Genomic DNA, 15978 nt, shown 5'->3' with positions numbered 1-15978 from the left:
GGACCGATCGTACGGGCTCGCCGCACCCTGATCCTGTGCCTGACGACGCCCCCGACAACGCCTCCTCCCGTCCGCTGCCGTGGTTCGCGCGCTCCGGTGCCCGTGCCTGGCGGTGTGAACCCGCGCCGGCCGAGGTGCGGGCCTTCCACCTCTCGCTGGCCGACTACGCCCCCACCCCGCTGACCGAACTACCGTCGCTCGCGGACGCGTGGGGTGTCGGCCGGGTCTTCGTCAAGGACGAGTCGTGCCGTCTGGGGCTGCCCGCGTTCAAGGCCCTGGGTGTGTCCTGGGCCGTCCACCGCGTCCTGGCCGAGCGGGCGGCGAACGGCGGGGAACCGGCTCCGGTCACCCTCGTGACCGCCACCGACGGCAACCACGGCCGCGCGGTGGCCCGTGTCGCACGCCGCCTCGGCCAGGAGGCCCACGTGTTCGTTCCGCAGGGCGTGCACCCCCGGGCCGTGGCGGCCATCGTCGCCGAACAGGCCAAGGTCACCGAGGTGCCGGGGCCGTACGACGAGGCCGTGCGCCTGGCGGCCGAGGCGGCTGCCGCGCCGGACGCGGTCCTGGTCCAGGACACCGCCTGGCCGGGCTACGAGCGGATCCCGCGGTGGATCGTCGAGGGGTACTCCACCCTCTGCGCCGAGACCGACGAGCAGTTGAGGGCCGAAGGGGTCACCGACGGGCCCGACCTCGTCTCCGTACCGGTGGGCGTGGGGTCCCTGGCCCAGGCGGTGGTCACCCACTACCGCAGCCGCCCCCGCGGGCACGCCCCGGCACTGCTGTCGGTGGAGCCGGAGGCCGCGCCGTGCGTCCTGGAGAGCCTCACACTCGGCGCACCCGTCAGCGTCCCCACGGGGAGCACCACCATGGCCGGGCTGAACTGCGGCACCCCGTCCAGCATCGCGTGGCCGCACCTGAGGGACGGACTGGACGCCGCGGTCGCCGTCGCGGACGCCGACAGCTCCCGCGCGGCCCGCGTCCTCGCCGCTGCCGGTGTGTCCTCGGGCCCCTGCGGGGCCGCGTCGCTCGCCGGTCTGCGCGCGGCACTCACCGGCACGGGGGCCGAGGAACGCCGCGGGGCGCTGGGACTGGGACCGTCCTCGGTCGTCGTGCTGCTGAGCACCGAGGGCGCCGCTGCCAATCCGCACCCGGGAGCCGGTCACCGGTGACCCGCCTCGTGACCGCGATCGGTGTCCTGAGGCTGCCGACCGTCGTGCCCGGCCCGGACACGGCGGTGGTGACCCGGCGTGCGCGCGTGGGCGGTCGCGGGAACGGGCTGCGTACCGCGGCCACCTGGTGTTCCTGGGCTCGCAGGCGCTGTGGCAGCACCGCCAACACGGTGGTCCGACGACACACCGGGCTGCCCCGGCCGGCTCCGAGCAAGCCGGGGCCCGACGTCGTTCGGCGGCCTCCTACGGGCGGACGTACGGCCGAGTCATGATCTCCATGTTGTGGCCGTCCGGGTCCTCGAAGTAGGCGCCGCGGCCACCGAAGAGACGGTTGATCCGGCCGGGCTCGGTGTGGCCGGGGTCTGCGTAGTAGGTGACACCGACCGTCTCCAGGCGGGCGATCATGGCGCTGAACCGATCGTCGGGCACGAGGAACGCGTAGTGCTGCGACTGGATCGGCTCGTCGCGCTTCTCGTAGTAGTCGAGTGTGACGCCGTTGCCCAGGTCGACGGGCAGGAACGGCCCGAAGGGGGCGCCGACCTCCAGGCCGAGGATCGCGGCGATGAATTCGGCCGACAGCCGACGGTCCGTCGCGTAGACGGCGGTGTGGTTCAGCTGGACGGTGGCCGGCGAGGCGGGTTCGTGCCGACGCTGCTGTTCATGTGACATGTATGGATGTGTCTTTCGAGTCCGGGATCCGCTGTCGGGGCGCCGCGTGCGGGCGCTCGGGGGAAGCCGCGGAGAGGTGGCGGGGCTCTCGCCCGCCTCGGGCTCACGCCGAGGCCGGGTGCCCCACTCGTGTATGGCCCATGGCCGACCCGGCAGTCACATGATCGACTCTAGTGCCCGACCAGCTGTCACGGCAAAGAGACGGGCACACCCTGCGCGGCGGGCGAAGCCGTGCGCTCCGCCTTCTCCAGCCAGTCGGTGTACCAGCGGGCGAACGTCACCGGCGTGCCGTCGTCGTGGAGAAGCGGGGCCAGGTCGACGTCGTCCACCCGGCAGTCGGACCAGATCGTGCCGCGGTGGCTGCCGCTGACGATCAGCCACTCTCGCTGGGCGCAGCCGAGGTGGGAGATCACGATCGCGCCGACGGTGCGCTCCGGGGCGAACATGACGGCCTCCCACCGTTCGTCCCACGCCTCGACGGCGTCGTCGAAGTCCTCGATGTCGTCGAAGTCCTCTTCCTCGGGACGCTGGGCGAGGACGTCGTCGAGCAGCTCCGGGTCCGGGCCCCGGTCGGGAAACGGCTCGGCGAGCCTCGACAGGTCGGCGAGGTCCGCGCCGTCGCCCTCCCAGCGCCAACGGCCCCGCACGCGCCGCACGGGGAACAGGCCGTAGGCGGGGCCGGCGCCGCCCGCGCCGACGTGGAGCAGGAAGTCCCGGCACTCCTCCGGCAGCCGCACGCCCGTCTGGGCTTCGAGTTCGGCCAGCTCTCCCTGGGTGAGCGGGTCCTCGACGACCCACCTGTGCCCCAGTGCCCCGAACACCTCGCTGCCCCCGGGCCCCGCACCCGCCGCCTCGACCCGCCGTCGTACGTCCACCCACCACTCGTCACTCATGCGCAGACCGTACGCGGCGCCACTGACACCCAGAAGGACAGGGGTCTCACCACACAGCTGCTCGTGCACCTCGGATCCGGCGCGGGTGCCCCGGCCATTCGGAGGCGCTGTGGTGGCGCCCGCCGGGGACGGCCCACAGGCTGGTCTGGACGTGGGCGCGCCGCCACGCAGGGCGGCGGCAGGATTCCGGGAGGACCGCACCGTATGACCGCTTCGTCGCCCTCCACCGAGACACCTCCGGCCCGGTACGACGACCTGCGGGCCCTGGTGATCAACTGCACCCTCAAACGCTCGCCGGAGACGAGCAACACCCAGGGGCTGATCGACCGGAGCACCGGAATCATGGGTGCCCAGGGCGTCCGGGTCGACGTCGTCCGGGCGGTGGACCTCGACATCGCCACCGGCGTGTGGCCCGACATGAGGGAGCACGGCTGGGAGACGGACGCCTGGCCGGATCTGTACCGGCAGGTCATGGGGGCCGACATCCTCGTGCTGGCGGGACCGATCTGGCTGGGCGACAACAGCTCGGTGATGAAGCAGGTGATCGAACGCCTCTACGCCTGCTCCAGTCTGCTGAACGACGCCGGCCAGTACGCGTACTACGGCCGTGTCGGCGGCTGCCTGATCACCGGCAACGAGGACGGCGTCAAGCACTGCGCCATGAACGTCCTCTACAGTCTCCAGCACCTCGGCTACACCATCCCTCCTCAAGCGGACGCCGGGTGGATCGGTGAGGCAGGACCCGGCCCCTCCTACCTCGACCCTGGCTCGGGCGGTCCGGAGAACGACTTCACCAACCGCAACACCACCTTCATGACCTGGAACCTGCTGCACCTGGCCCGTGCCCTGAAGGACCTCGGCGGCATCCCCGCCTACGGCAACCAGCGCACCGCCTGGGAGGCGGGCTGCCGCCACGACTACGAGAATCCCGAGCACCGGTAGTCATGGCCGACCGCTGAGCGGCCGGCCGCGCCGCGCGCCGCACACCCACGGACCGCTGTTTGACCTTGACACGGTGACAAGGTCTTCACTGCGTGCCGAGGAGGTGGTCTCGATGACGATGCCGAGACACGACACAGGTGCGGACGCGGAGACGAATACGGCACGAGTGCTCCGCGGACTGGAGGACAGCCGGCCGACCGTGCGGCTGCGGACGGCCATGGCGGCCGGGACGACACCCGACCCGCGCTTCGTCGACAAGCTCGTCGAGCGATGCGCGGTCGAGCCCGAGTTCTTCGTCCGCGACATGCTGACCTGGGCGCTCACCCGCCACCCGGTGTCCATGACGCTTCCCGTGCTGCTCCGCGAAGTCCGCTCGGAGCGTGCGCGGGCACGGAGCCAGGCGCTGCACACGCTGTCCAAGATCGGGGACCGGCAGGCATGGCCGGCGATCACACGGACGCTGCTGACCGACGCCGACGACGAGGTGGCGCGCACCGCCTGGCGGGCCGCGGTCGTGCTCGTACCGGAAGGCGAGGAACCGGCGCTGGCCACGGTGCTGGCGACGCAGCTCGGGCGCGGCGGCCGGGAGACACGGCTGAGTCTCAGCCGGGCACTGGTCGCGCTGGGGGAAGTGATCGTGCCGGCTCTTCGTTCTGCGACGATGGCCCCTGACCGCGGCGTACGAACGCACGCGCTCGCCACGCAACGGCTGCTGCGCGACCCGGACGCCGGATCCGGGTTCGCGATCGAGGAGGCGAAGCGCGTCGCGGTCCTCGGCGGTCCTGGCCAGGAGGAACGATAGGGCGTGTTGATCAGCGAGGTGGCGCGACGGTCCGGGGTCAGCGCCCGCATGCTCCGGCATTACGAGGCGCTCGGTCTGGTGCGCCCCTCGGGCCGTACGGGCTCCGGGTACCGGGAGTACTCCCGCGAGGACATGCGCAGGATCTTCCACATCGAGAGCCTGCGGTCGCTGGGAATGTCGCTGCGTGAGGTCGGACGCGCGCTCGACGACCCCGGCTTCACGCCCTCGGCACTCGTCGACGACCTCATCCGCGAGACACGCGACCGCATCGCGGCCGAGACCGAGCTGCTCACGCGGCTTCGCCGGATCCGCGCCGCGGACCCCGCCGGCTGGGAGGACGTCCTCCAAGTCGTCGCGCTGCTCCAGGCGCTGGGTTCCAAGAGCGCCGACGCACGCCAGCGCGCGGCCCTCTCCTCAGCCGACGAGGTTCCGGTACCGGTGGAGGCCCTGGTCGAGGCGGCACTCGGCGAGGCGGACCCGAACGTCGCCGGGGCCCTTCGATGGGCGCTGGCGCGATCGGACGGCACGGCCCCGGCGCTGCTTGCGGAGGGCCTCGGCTCACCGGTGGCCGCGGTGCGGGTACGTGCCGTCCAGTGCCTCGCCGAGATGCCCGGCGGGGAAGCCACCGGGCATCTGCGGGACGCCCTCGCCCACCCCGACGTCGCGGTGCGCGGGCATGCGGCTCTGGCGCTCGGCGCACGCGGTCTGGCCGATGCGGTCCCGGTGCTCGTCGACATGATCGTGGAGGGGAGGAACGACACAGACGCGGCCGATGCGCTGAGCGTGCTGGCCGGCGACACCGTGACGGCGGACGAGATCGCGGACTTGCTCGTCGACCGCCTCGCCCACGACACCACGAGAGCGCCCGCACGCGGCCGGCTGACCCAGGCGCTGGCGGGCGTCCCGGGACCGAGAGCGTCACGGGCCCTCGTGGAGCTGTCCCACGACACGGACCGCGCCGTCGCGCTGACCGCTGCGTATCTCCTTCAGCTGCGCGGCGCACGGTGACGGGTCTCTGCTGACGGCCGGGGGAGCGCCGTGGGGGTGGGGGGATGCTCCGGCCGCGGCGGCTCCGGGGAGGGCGAACCGGGAGGACCGACGTTGTACCGGCCGAGCTGATCACGGTCACCGTGAGGCGGTGGGGACCCGCGCCGGTCCGGGCGATCGCTCGTCGAAGCCGACGGCCCGCGAGGGCGGCGCGGAGCCGGAGGCCGGTGAAGCTTCGCGGGTGCGCCCGGTCGCCACGCAGTCGTGCCGTTCGCCCGGCGGGCCCGTGGGCTACCTCGTCCGCCGGAGCGCTCGGGGCCAGGACGCCGGTCTCCTGAGTGGCTGCCCAGGAGGCCAGGAGTCGCAGGGCCTGGTGTTCCGCAGTGCCGGGGGGGCGTTGTAGGCGGTGAGGGTCAGGCCGGGCAGGGCCGGCAGTTCCATGGCGTCGGTCTGCCGCCGGCCTCGGCACAGCAGACGGGTACCGCGCTCCGCGTCAGCGAGTGGTGGTGACGTACCGGTCCGACGACAACTCGAACACCCGGACCCGCCGACCGCCGGTGGGATGGACGGTCTCACGGACCGGACGCATCCCCAGTTTGGTCATGATCCGTTCGGAGGCGTCGTTGCCCACCTGAGCGATGCTGACGATCCGCTCCAGCCCCCGCTCCACGAACCCGAACCGTACGACGGCCTCGGCCGCCTCGGTGGCCAGGCCCTGGCCCCAGTGGGAACGTCCCAGCCGCCAGCCGACCTCGACCGCCGGCATCACCTCCGGCAGGAAGTGGGGCACCGAAAGGCCGGTGAACCCGGCCAGTTCACCGGTGGACCGGAGCTCCACGGCGAACAGGCCGAAGCCCTGTGACTCCCACTCGCTCTCCCACGCCTCGACACTGTCGCGGGTCTGCTGTTCGTCACGGACGCTGCCGTCACGGATCCACCGCATGACCTCGGGGTCGGCATGGATGGCGGCCATGGGCGCGACGTCGTCCTCGCGCCAGCGACGCAGGATCAACCGCGGAGTCTCGAGCGTGACCATGCCCTCATTCTGGATCACGGAACGGGCTCTCCGCCATGCTCACCAGGCACTTCCGATGCACGCCGGCCGTGTCCGCGATGCTGCCGGAGCGGCCCGTCGCCGACCCGCCTCGAGGTGCCGCCGTGTGGGCGAAGCGACCCCCGCTGTTATTCAATGAGGTGTGCGGCCGGGGCTCTCGGGACCCCGTCGCGCGGGTCCGAGTACGGCCCCGGCGCTGTGCCGGGGATTGCTGAGAGAGCTGCATGGACTCCACACCCTCTCCATCGCCCTCCTCCGCGTTCGACCTGGTCAGCAGGGCCTTGGGGCGCTACTTCCCGCGCGGCGGAGCGGCAGGGGACGCCCGTCCCGCCGACGCGCGGGGCGACCGTAACAGGCGCCGGCGGCCCCCCGAGGACCCGGCGACCGGCCGTCAGGAGGAGATTCTCGGCGCGGTCAACCTGGACAGGGATCTGATCATCACCCGCTGCAATCTGGACGCCCCGGTGTTCGCGGGTCTGGAAGCCGTGGCCGGCAGACCCTTCGTCGGTCTTCTGCCCCCCGGTGACGTACCGACGGTCACCCGGCGGTTGCGGCAGGTGCTGGAGACCGGTGAGGCGCACGTGGCGCGGATCCAGCGCTTGCGGCGCGGCGACGGGTCGGAGCTGGTCGTGTCGATGAGCATCCTGCCCGCGGCGGCGCCCGAGGAGGGCCTGACCGTCTCCCTGATCGCGATGGCCAGGAGGCTGCACCTCTACGCCGCCGAGACCGCGATCGGCACCTCGCTGGACATCGGCGAGACCGCGCAGTCGCTGGCGGAGTCCCTGCTGGCCTGGGGGGACGTGGCCGCCGTCGACCTGGACTTCGGCGTATGGACGGGCGAGGGGGTCACCGGCCGGTCCAAGGGGCGCATCCGGCTGCGGCGGGCGGCCCTGGTGCCGGACAGGGCATGGCCCGAGGGCTACGTGACACCGGGCGAGGACCTCCCCGCCGACGCGAGCCGCCTGCTGGCGCAGGCCGTACTGCGGGACGACGCCCCGCAGACCATCGTCATACCCGACCGGGAGGCCGTCGAGCGGGTGCTCGGCAGTCCACGAGTCGTGCGGGCCCTCGTACCCGGCGACCGGTCGGCGGGTGTGGCGTGCGTACCGCTGGTCCTGGACGGCACGCCGCCCGTCGTCCTGGGCGTGGCGGAGGTCTGGCGGCGGGCGGACTCCCCGTTCCGTGACAGCGAGCTGCTCGACCTTCAGGAACTGGTGGCCAGGACCGCCCACCACGTCGACCTGGCTCGTCAGCACCAGCGTGAGCACACCCAGGTGCTGGCCCTGCAGCGCCGGCTCCTGCCCCGGACCAGTGGCGACACGATCGAGATAGCGAGCGTCTACCAGCCCGCCACCCCCGACAGCGCGGGCGTCGGCGGTGACTGGGTGAACAGCTTCCCGCTGCCGGACGGCCGCACCGCACTCGTGGTCGGCGACGTCGTCGGGCACGGTCTGGGAGCCGCGGCCACCATGGGCCAGCTGAGCATGGAGGCCCGCGCGCTGCTGTCCGCCGGACTCGCGCCGGACGAGGTACTGGAGCACCTGGACGAGACCGTCTCACTGCTGGACGACGCCGACTCCGGGCTGACGGTCGGCTACAGCGCCCTCGGCTCGACCTGCTGCATCGCCCTCTACGACCCCGTCAGCCACCGCGTGACCCTGTCCAGCGCGGGCCACCTCCCACCGGTCCTGGTCGCACCGGACGGGCGGGCGGGCCCGCTGGAGCTCCGCACCCACCCCGGCCTCGGCGCCGAGTTCGCGCTGCGGGAACCGTTCGACGTCCACACGTTCAGCGCACCGCCGGGTTCCCTGCTCGCCCTCTACACCGACGGCCTGGTGGAGGATCCGGCCGTGTCGATCGACGAGGGCATCGGCAGGCTTGCGGACGTCGTGTCCACGGTGCACCCCTGGGACACCCTGCAGCGGGCGGCACGGCACGTCGTCTCCACGCTGGCACCCGCGCGCCAGCGCGACGATGTGACCCTGCTCCTGGCACGGATGATCGGCTACCGCAAGGGGGACACCGCGACCTGGCGGCTGCCCGCCCGTGACGACGCCCCCGCCCGTGCCCGCGCGCAGGTCTCCGTGCTGCTGCGGCAGTGGCGCACGAGGGACGACACCCGCGACGACGTGGTCCTGCTGATCAGCGAACTGGTCACGAACGCCGTGCGCTTCGCCACCGGCCCCATCACGGTACGGCTGATCAGGTCCGGTCACGGCCTGCTGTGCGAGGTGGGCGACACCGGCAGCGGCAGGCCGCGTCTGAGGCGGGGCGGCCTGCTCGACGACGACGGTCGCGGCCTGCACATCGCGCACCGGCTCACCACCCGGTGGGGGGTCCGGTGGACGGACACCGGCAAGGTGGTCTGGGCGAAGGTCGCGAGGTGACGCGGCCACGGGCGGCCTGTGCCTGCCGGCACCTGTACCGGTACAGGTGCCGGGGCCTGGTACCGGTACGGGTGGGGCGGATCCGTACTACAGCCACTCCCCTTCCAGGGCGGTGGCGGTGAGGCCCGGTGCCGCCGCGTAGAGAACGGTGCGACTGCCCGGCTTCTGCCCGGCGTCATGCGCCCGCCGCAGGATGTCGAACACGGCGGCGCCCCCGCGGTTGCCGGTGGTGTAGCTGTCCCGGCTGTAGTGCAGCAGCCCCGACGGCCAGGCGTCCGGCATCGTCTGCTCCATGTACTCCAGCACCCGGGTGCCGCCGGGGTGCGCGAGCAGCACGTCGGGGTGCCAGGCGTCGGGGTGGTCCTGGTAACGGACGCGCAGCCACTCCCACATCGCGGTGACCGTCTCCTGTACGGCGCGCGGCCCGCGCCGGTCCATCACGAAGTGGGTGCCGTCCGCGCGCGTCTCCAGACGGTGCAGGTCACGGGTACCGGGCAGGGTGTGATGCCAGGCGGCGTCCAGCCGCAGCACCGACTCGCGCCGGGGGCGGCCCGTGACCACCGCGGCGACCGCGGTGTCCGCGAACAGCAGCCGGACGATCAGCGACTCGAGGGTGTCGTCCGCGGGCTGGTAGGTCGTGCTCAGCGCCTCCGAGACGACCACCAGGACCACGCGGTCGGGGTCCGCGGCCACGAGGTCCGCGGCCAGTGCCAGGGAGCGGGTCCCGGCGACGCAGGCCCACTGCGTGGCCGGCAGCAGCATCACGTCGTCGCGCAGCGAGAGCTTGTTGGCCAGGGCTATGTCCAGACCCGGCAGCGCCGGGGTGGTGGAGTGACTGGTGATCAGGCAGTCGATGTCCGCGGGGTCCAGCCCGGCGATCTGCAGGGCCCCGCGCGCCGCACGCTCTCCGTAGGACTGCACGGCCTCCCAGGCCGGCCCGGTGCGCTCCTGTACGGTCTGCGGCGTGGGTATCGCCTCGAGGGCGGCGATCACGCGGTCCACGTCCTGCTGGGTGAACCCGTCGCGTGCCAGTGCCTCTTGGGCCGGCTCCACGCCGACGGCCCGCAGGCCGCCGCCCTTGCCGGGCGCGACGGCGGTCTCCAGCGGCAGCATCCACCCGCGGGTCTCGATGCCCGTACTGGCCGCGATGCCGTCGATCCGCGGCGCCCACGCCGCGTCCGGGTGCCGGTCGCGCACCTCCGCCACGATCTGGCTGGTCTTCACGGGGTGCTCGCCGTGTATCACGGCAGGAGGACAGAGGTAAGCGGCCATGGTGCACCTTCCCGGCGAAACAGGGGAAATGGAAGAAAAAGGACATCTGGCGAATGCTGTGGCATGAGCCACTTTGCGACTTCATGCCCAAGGAGATGCCGATAAGCTCCACTTCGGGAGTCGGTATCCGTTTCGAGCATGGACGCCAAATGGACATTTCCGCTGTGATGCAGACAACTCAGGCGGCATCAGAAATGCGTGACACGGCACACACGCCGCTGCACCAGGGGGACCGCAGGAGTGGTTTCCGCCTGGACGCGGGCAAGGGCGTCCTCGCGCGGAGGAATTGAGCGCCCGTCGGTGGTAGGCGACAGTGACTGTGAGCCAGGGCCCGCGAGCCCGGCATGATCCAGACGAGAGGCCCTAGGGGAGCGCGTGTGCCCCTTCCTCCTACGGCAGGCGCTCAGTCGAACCGGATGTGCTTGATCCCTGTCCAGGCCCGGCGCGCACGTCCTCGCAGTGCTCCGTCCCTGTTCGGGGCGAGTGCCAGACCGGCGGCAGCGGCGATGTGCTCGGCGACCTCGGGCACGGTGAGATGGTCGGTCCATACCTGCTCCGCGAACTCCCGCGCGCGCAGGCGCTCCAGACAGTGGTCGAGCCTGGACACGGCGAAACTCTCGCGACGCAGGGGGGCGTTCTCGCCCGCGACGAACCGGACGACGTGTCCGAAGCCGCGCTCGCGCAGCCGACGCAGCACCGTCTCGCGCTCGGCCAGCAGCGCGAAGTGCCGCACGTCATGGCCGCGCTCGCGCAGGCGGCCCACGGTCTCGCGGAAGTACGCCGGTTCCACGACCGTCATGGGCACGATCACCGTCCCCTCGTGCTCGCTCAGGACGTGGTCGAGCACTTCGAACACCCCCTGCCGCCAGGCGGCGAGATCCTGGAAGTCGCCGCGCACGGACGGGGGCATCATGCGGTGCAGACCGAAGCCGACGTGCTCGGGATCGCAGACGACGCTGCCCGCGAGCCGACGCCGGAGTTCGTACGCGGTCTGCGTCTTGCCACCGCCGAAGGGACCGTTGATCCACAGGAGCATGCACGCGACCCTACGCGGGCCGGGGCGGTTGCCGGCCGTGCGCGTCAGGTCTCGCTATCGCGCCTTCACGAACCGTGACCGCTCGGCCGGCGCCAGCCGCTCCGTCGCATGGCGCACGGTGACGCGCGGCAGCTCGTCCAGATGCCGTTCGACGAAGGCCACCATGAGCGGTTCGTCCCGGCGTCCGACCTCCCGCAGCATCCAGCCGAGCGCCTTGTGGATCAGGGGTTCCGGATCCTGGCGCAACGTCAGGACCAGGCCGAGCGTCGGCTCGAAGCGTCCCGCGCGGATCAGCGCCAGCGTGGCGAGCACCGCGATCCGGCGGTCCCACAGCCGCGCCGACGCGGCGAGTTCGTCCAGGACCCGTAGATCCCCCTCCAGCAGCCACGGCCCGAGTACGACGTGCGCGGAACCGTCGACCAGGTCCCAGTTGTCCACGTACTCGGTGTGCGCCAGATAGAAGTCGACCAGCGCCTTGCGGTCCGCGCCGCTCGCCGTGCGCACCCGCTCGGCCAGGACCAGCAGCCCGGCGAAGCGCTCCTCGTGGACACGGCTGCGCAGCAGTACGTCCACGTCGCCGAGGGACAGGCCGCGGTGAGCACGCGCCAGCTTGCGCAGCACCGGCACGCGTACGCCGAGCAGTTCGTCGTCCTCCGCCGGGCTGAGCACCCGCTCCAGTTGCGCCCGCACGGCCGGCTCCGCCAGATTCCGCAGCTCGGCCCGTAAGCCCTTGAGCGAAGTGAACGTCATGACGGCGGACGTTAGCGCGGGACCGGCGATGCCGGGAGCCGGCGAACCGAAGGAGAAGCTTTTTGCCAGACCGCCCGAGCAGCCGATGACGTGCCAATTCCACTGCCGCGGGTTCGCCGGAAGGGACGCCCGGCACGCAGCCGCGCGGTGACCGCCCGCACGAGGCCCCCGGCGGCGACCGCACACGCCGCCGGCGCGGGACGCCCCCACTCCCGGACACAAGACACGCCGCCCCTGGAAGCGGCGCGGGGGACGCCTGCACGGTCGGCGTCTCCTTCAAGCGGGCAGCCGTCTGTCACCCCGTCCGCGCCGGCCGCCGTGACCCCCGCGTGCCGCATCCGGGTGACCCGCGTCCGTTCGGGCACTCCGGCGGGAAGAGAGGCAGAGCACGTGCACCCACAGCACGGAAGGAGCCGTCGTGTTCGAGGCGGAGGTGGCCGTTCTGGGCGGCGGAGCCGCAGGACTGTCCCTGGCCCACCGTCTGGCCGGCCACGCGCGGGGGCTGCGGACGCCGTCCGTGCTGCTGGTGGACGCGCCGCCGGGCCCGCTGCGCCCGCCGCGCCGCACCTGGTGCTTCTGGGAGCCGGGCCAGGGGCGTTTCGACGGCGCGCTGACGGCCTCCTGGGGGCACCTGCGGGTGCGGCCCCCCACGGGCGACCCCATCGAAGGGGACCTCGCGCCGCTGCGGTACAAGATGATCCGGTCCGACGACTTCGAGGGCCTGGTCGGGCGGGACCTGGCGCGCAGCCCCAACGTGCGGCGGCTGGAGGCCACTGTCGAGACCGTCGAGGACATCGAGGGCGGAGCCCGGGTCCAGGTGCGGAGCGCCGACGGCGAAGCCCGGGTGCTCACCGCCCGCTGGGTGTTCGACTCACGGCCGCCCGGCAGCCTGCCCGCCGCCCGCACCACCCTGCTCCAGCACTTCCACGGCTGGTTCGTCCGCACCGCACGCCCGGTCTTCGACCCCGGCACCGTCGACCTCATGGACTTCCGCACCCCACAACCCGCCGACGGCCTCTCGTTCGGCTACGTCCTGCCCGTCGGGCCGCACGAGGCGCTCGTCGAGTACACGGAGTTCTCACCCCGGACACTCACCGACGGCGAGTACGAGGCGGCGGTGCGGCACTACGCCGACGACGTGCTCCGCCTCGGCGACACACAGGTCCTCTCCACCGAGACGGGCGTCATCCCGATGACGGACGCGCCGATGCCCCGGCAGGTCGGAGCCCGCGTCTTCCGCATCGGTGCCGCCGGCGGCGCCACCCGCCCGGCCACCGGCTACACCTTCGCCGGTCTGCAACGCCAGACGCGGGCCGTCGCCGCCGCCCTGCGTCGGGGACGGCGGCCGGTGCCGCCTCCCGCCCACTCCGCCCGGTCCCGCGCCATGGACGCCGTGCTCCTGCGCGCCCTGGCCAGCGGCCGGGTCGACGGCCCCGCGCTGTTCTGCGGCCTGTTCGCCCACGTACCCGCCCCCCGGCTGCTGCGCTTCCTCGACGGACGCACCCGCCTGCGCGAGGACCTCGCCGTCGGCCTGCGCACCCCGATCGGCCCGATGCTCCGCTCGGCGCTCGAACTGCCCCTCCTGCCCCGCCGCCCGTTCGACTGATCACCCCTACCGCACCGACCTGGAGACCGCATGACGCTGCTGCGCGACGAGGACCTCACCGCCGCCTTCGACCACGCCGCCCGCGGCTACGACGCGCTGGTGGCCGCCAATCCCGGCTACCACGCCCACCTGCGGCGCTCGGCACGCCGTCTCGGCCTGCCCGGGGCCGGAGCGGGCCTGCGCCTGCTGGACCTGGGCTGCGGCACGGGCGCCTCGACGGCCGCGCTGCGCTCCGTCCTGCCGGCCGCGCACATCACCGCCGTCGACGCCTCCGCCGGCATGCTGCGGCGGGCCGCCGCCAAACCCTGGGCGGAGGGGGTGACCTTCGTGCGGGCACCGGCGGAACGGCTGGCCGAGGCGGGCGTGACCGGTCCGTTCGACGCGGTCTTCGCCGCTTACCTGCTGCGCAACGTGTCCGATCCCGACGCCGTCCTCACCGCCGTGAGGGACCTGCTCGTGCCCGGCGGCCGGCTCGGCGTGCACGACTACGCCCTCAGCGGCCGCCGCGCCGACCGAGCGGTGTGGACCCTGGTCTGCCGCGGCCTCGTACAGCCCGTGGCGTCCCTCCTCGGGGACGGCGGGCTGTACCGCCATCTGTGGCGCAGCGTCGTCGAGTTCGACACCGTCGACCGCCTGGCCGCCCGCGTCCGCGCGGCCGGCTTCGAGCGGGTGCGGGCGCTGCCCCTGCCGGGCTGGCAGACCGGCATCGCCCACACCGTCGTCGCCCGGCGCGCGGAGGGCGCGCGATGACCGCGGCCGAGTGGGGGACGACCGCGGCCGAGCGGCCGGACGGCGGTCGTCCCGGCCGGGACCGGCGGGCCCGGATGCTGCCGGCACCGCCCGGCGCCCGGCGCGTCGACGGGGCCCGCCGCAGCGCCGCCGTCGTCGGCGGCGGCATCGCCGGTCTCGCCGCCGCCACGGCACTCGCCGAGCGCGGCGTGGCCGTGACGCTGTACGAGCGGCAGCCCTACCTCGGCGGGCGCGCCGGGGGCTGGCCGACCACCCTGCGCGACGGCACCCGGGTCACGATGAGCCGGGGCTTCCACGCCTTCTTCCGCCAGTACTACAACCTGCGTGAGCTGCTCCGCCGCACCGACCCCGGCCTGCGGCGACTGACCGGTCTGCCCGACTACCCGCTGCTGCACGCCGGGGGAACGCGCGACAGCTTCCGCCGCGTCCCGCGCACCCCGCCGTGGAGCGCGCTCGGCTTCGCCGCGCTCAGCCCCACCTTCACGCTGCGGGACATGCGCCGCATGAACCCGGTCGCGGCCCTGCCGCTGCTCGACGTCCGCGTCCCCGAGATCTACGACCGGCTCGACCACGTCAGCGCCCACGCGTTCCTCGACGCCGTCCGCTTCCCCGACAAGGCCCGGCACCTCGCCTTCGAGGTGTTCTCGCGCAGCTTCTTCGCCGACCCCCGGCAGCTCTCGGCGGCCGAGATGGCGCTGATGTTCCACGTCTACTTCCTCGGCTCGGCCGAGGGCCTGCTGTTCGACGTGCCCCGTGCGCCCTTCCCGGCCGCCCTGTGGGAGCCTCTGGCCGGTCACCTGCGGCGGCACGGCGCCGAGGTACGCACCGCCACGGCCGTCGAACACATCACGCCGCGGCACGGCGGCGGTCACCTGGTCGTCACGGACCGCGACGAGCGGCATCACGACGCCGTCGTCCTCGCCCTGGACACCGCGGGCCTGCGCCGCCTCGTCGCCCGCTCGGACCTGCTGGGCGACGCCCCGTGGCGCGAGCGGATCGCACGGCTGCGCAACGCGCCGCCGTTCCTGGTGACCAGGCTGTGGCTGGACCGTCCCGTGGCACCGGACCGTCCGGGGTTCCTGGGCACCGGCGGGTTCGGGACCCTGGACAACGTCAGTGTCCTGGAGCGCTGGGAGGACGAGGCCGCCCGCTGGGCCGCCCGCACCGGGGGCTCGGTGGTGGAACTGCACGCCTACGCCGTCCCGGCCGGCGCCGCCCGGGACGTCGAGGAGAAGCGCCTCATCGAGCAGATGCACCGCGTCTATCCGGAGACGCGCGACGCCACGGTCGTCGACGCCCGCCACGAGTGGCGCGACGACTGCCCGCTGTTCCCGGTGGGCGGTCACGGCGACCGGCCGGCCGTGCGCACCCCGGACCCCCACCTCATGGTGGCCGGCGACCTCGTCCGCACCGGCCTGCCCGTGGCACTCATGGAACGGGCCGCGACGACCGGCTTCCTCGCGGCCAACGCGCTGCTGGAGCAGTGGGGCGTGCGGGGAGTGACCCTGTGGACGGTTCCACGGCACGGCCGGAACGCCCTGCTGCGGGGCCTGGCCGGCGCCGCCGCCCGGGGCTCCGGCACGCGGTGAACGCCGGTCGGCGCGTGGGGGTCCCGGCGGAGCGCACGGCCACACCACACGACGACCCGTCACCCGTCCGGC

The 15978-nt window shown here is 73.3% G+C and carries 14 protein-coding genes; 8 read left to right on the top strand and 6 right to left on the bottom strand.

Annotated elements, in window-relative coordinates; genetic code table 11:
• Window positions 1-35: 35 nt before the first annotated feature.
• Window positions 36-1169 carry a diaminopropionate ammonia-lyase gene (locus AB0946_RS28635; RefSeq protein ID WP_366763538.1) on the top strand — a complete coding sequence of 378 codons (1134 nt, stop codon included), beginning with the start codon at window positions 36-38 and terminating at the stop codon, window positions 1167-1169.
• 243 nt (window positions 1170-1412) lie between these two features.
• On the opposite strand, the gene AB0946_RS28630 is transcribed toward AB0946_RS28635, so the two are convergent.
• Window positions 1413-1838, bottom strand: a complete 426-nt coding sequence (locus tag AB0946_RS28630) for a VOC family protein (protein WP_366763537.1) — start codon at window positions 1836-1838, stop codon at window positions 1413-1415.
• Between the two features lie 188 nt (window positions 1839-2026).
• Window positions 2027-2731 (bottom strand): SMI1/KNR4 family protein, encoded by a 705-nt coding sequence (locus AB0946_RS28625; protein ID WP_366763536.1) that lies wholly within the window; start codon window positions 2729-2731, stop codon window positions 2027-2029.
• A 204-nt stretch (window positions 2732-2935) separates the two neighbouring features.
• Between AB0946_RS28625 and AB0946_RS28620 the strand changes: the two genes are divergently transcribed.
• The 3 genes from AB0946_RS28620 to AB0946_RS28610 all read left to right on the top strand — a co-directional run bounded on the left by AB0946_RS28620 (window position 2936) and on the right by AB0946_RS28610 (window position 5483).
• Window positions 2936-3673 carry a flavodoxin family protein gene (locus AB0946_RS28620; RefSeq protein ID WP_366763535.1) on the top strand — a complete coding sequence of 246 codons (738 nt, stop codon included), beginning with the start codon at window positions 2936-2938 and terminating at the stop codon, window positions 3671-3673.
• A 112-nt stretch (window positions 3674-3785) separates the two neighbouring features.
• The gene (locus tag AB0946_RS28615; protein WP_366763534.1) at window positions 3786-4475 is read left to right on the top strand and encodes a HEAT repeat domain-containing protein; all 690 of its coding nucleotides are present in this window, start codon (window positions 3786-3788) and stop codon (window positions 4473-4475) included.
• Window positions 4476-4478: 3 nt separating this feature from the next.
• On the top strand, window positions 4479-5483 hold the full coding sequence (locus tag AB0946_RS28610; RefSeq protein ID WP_366763533.1) for a MerR family transcriptional regulator: 1005 nt from the start codon (window positions 4479-4481) through the stop codon (window positions 5481-5483).
• Window positions 5484-5955: 472 nt separating this feature from the next.
• On the opposite strand, the gene AB0946_RS28605 is transcribed toward AB0946_RS28610, so the two are convergent.
• On the bottom strand, window positions 5956-6498 hold the full coding sequence (locus AB0946_RS28605; RefSeq protein ID WP_366763532.1) for a GNAT family N-acetyltransferase: 543 nt from the start codon (window positions 6496-6498) through the stop codon (window positions 5956-5958).
• A gap of 242 nt (window positions 6499-6740) precedes the next feature.
• On the opposite strand from AB0946_RS28605, the gene AB0946_RS28600 reads away from it, so the two are divergent.
• Window positions 6741-8903 carry a SpoIIE family protein phosphatase gene (locus AB0946_RS28600; RefSeq protein WP_366763530.1) on the top strand — a complete coding sequence of 721 codons (2163 nt, stop codon included), beginning with the start codon at window positions 6741-6743 and terminating at the stop codon, window positions 8901-8903.
• A gap of 87 nt (window positions 8904-8990) precedes the next feature.
• On the opposite strand, the gene AB0946_RS28595 is transcribed toward AB0946_RS28600, so the two are convergent.
• From AB0946_RS28595 to AB0946_RS28585, 3 genes are all read right to left on the bottom strand, one after another.
• Window positions 8991-10175 carry a type III polyketide synthase gene (locus AB0946_RS28595; RefSeq protein ID WP_366763528.1) on the bottom strand — a complete coding sequence of 395 codons (1185 nt, stop codon included), beginning with the start codon at window positions 10173-10175 and terminating at the stop codon, window positions 8991-8993.
• A gap of 403 nt (window positions 10176-10578) precedes the next feature.
• On the bottom strand, window positions 10579-11211 hold the full coding sequence (locus tag AB0946_RS28590; protein WP_366763527.1) for an AAA family ATPase: 633 nt from the start codon (window positions 11209-11211) through the stop codon (window positions 10579-10581).
• A 54-nt stretch (window positions 11212-11265) separates the two neighbouring features.
• Window positions 11266-11961: a DNA alkylation repair protein gene (locus AB0946_RS28585; RefSeq protein ID WP_366763526.1), complete on the bottom strand. Its 696-nt coding sequence runs from the start codon at window positions 11959-11961 to the stop codon at window positions 11266-11268.
• Window positions 11962-12379: 418 nt separating this feature from the next.
• Between AB0946_RS28585 and AB0946_RS28580 the strand changes: the two genes are divergently transcribed.
• The 3 genes from AB0946_RS28580 to AB0946_RS28570 are packed head-to-tail and all read left to right on the top strand — an operon-like array spanning window position 12380 to window position 15906.
• The gene (locus AB0946_RS28580) at window positions 12380-13567 is read left to right on the top strand and encodes a lycopene cyclase family protein (protein ID WP_366763525.1); all 1188 of its coding nucleotides are present in this window, start codon (window positions 12380-12382) and stop codon (window positions 13565-13567) included.
• A 30-nt stretch (window positions 13568-13597) separates the two neighbouring features.
• Window positions 13598-14317, top strand: coding sequence for a class I SAM-dependent methyltransferase (locus AB0946_RS28575; RefSeq protein ID WP_366763524.1), 720 nt, complete (start codon window positions 13598-13600; stop codon window positions 14315-14317).
• Window positions 14314-15906 carry an FAD-dependent oxidoreductase gene (locus AB0946_RS28570; protein WP_366763523.1) on the top strand — a complete coding sequence of 531 codons (1593 nt, stop codon included), beginning with the start codon at window positions 14314-14316 and terminating at the stop codon, window positions 15904-15906. Before AB0946_RS28575 ends, AB0946_RS28570 begins: the two co-directional genes overlap by 4 nt.
• The last annotated feature ends 72 nt before the right edge of the window (window positions 15907-15978 follow it).

Origin of the sequence: Streptomyces sp. NPDC046870, assembly GCF_040704595.1 — a bacterium.
Classification (GTDB): domain Bacteria; phylum Actinomycetota; class Actinomycetes; order Streptomycetales; family Streptomycetaceae; genus Streptomyces; species Streptomyces argyrophylli.
The sequence above is the reverse complement of the archived record's forward strand: the minus strand, read 5'-3'. Positions and strand labels throughout refer to the sequence as shown.

Bases quoted from the DNA above. Each gene is read 5' to 3' on its own strand.
- AB0946_RS28615 (WP_366763534.1), top strand. From the start codon at position 3,786: ATGACGATGCCGAGACACGACACAGGTGCGGACGCGGAGACGAATACG.
- AB0946_RS28600 (WP_366763530.1), top strand. From the start codon at position 6,741: ATGGACTCCACACCCTCTCCATCGCCCTCCTCCGCGTTCGACCTGGTC.
- AB0946_RS28570 (WP_366763523.1), top strand. From the start codon at position 14,314: ATGACCGCGGCCGAGTGGGGGACGACCGCGGCCGAGCGGCCGGACGGC.
- AB0946_RS28575 (WP_366763524.1), top strand. From the start codon at position 13,598: ATGACGCTGCTGCGCGACGAGGACCTCACCGCCGCCTTCGACCACGCC.
- AB0946_RS28620 (WP_366763535.1), top strand. From the start codon at position 2,936: ATGACCGCTTCGTCGCCCTCCACCGAGACACCTCCGGCCCGGTACGAC.
- AB0946_RS28595 (WP_366763528.1), bottom strand. From the start codon at position 10,175: ATGGCCGCTTACCTCTGTCCTCCTGCCGTGATACACGGCGAGCACCCC.
- AB0946_RS28605 (WP_366763532.1), bottom strand. From the start codon at position 6,498: ATGGTCACGCTCGAGACTCCGCGGTTGATCCTGCGTCGCTGGCGCGAG.
- AB0946_RS28585 (WP_366763526.1), bottom strand. From the start codon at position 11,961: ATGACGTTCACTTCGCTCAAGGGCTTACGGGCCGAGCTGCGGAATCTG.
- AB0946_RS28590 (WP_366763527.1), bottom strand. From the start codon at position 11,211: ATGCTCCTGTGGATCAACGGTCCCTTCGGCGGTGGCAAGACGCAGACC.
- AB0946_RS28625 (WP_366763536.1), bottom strand. From the start codon at position 2,731: ATGAGTGACGAGTGGTGGGTGGACGTACGACGGCGGGTCGAGGCGGCG.
- AB0946_RS28630 (WP_366763537.1), bottom strand. From the start codon at position 1,838: ATGTCACATGAACAGCAGCGTCGGCACGAACCCGCCTCGCCGGCCACC.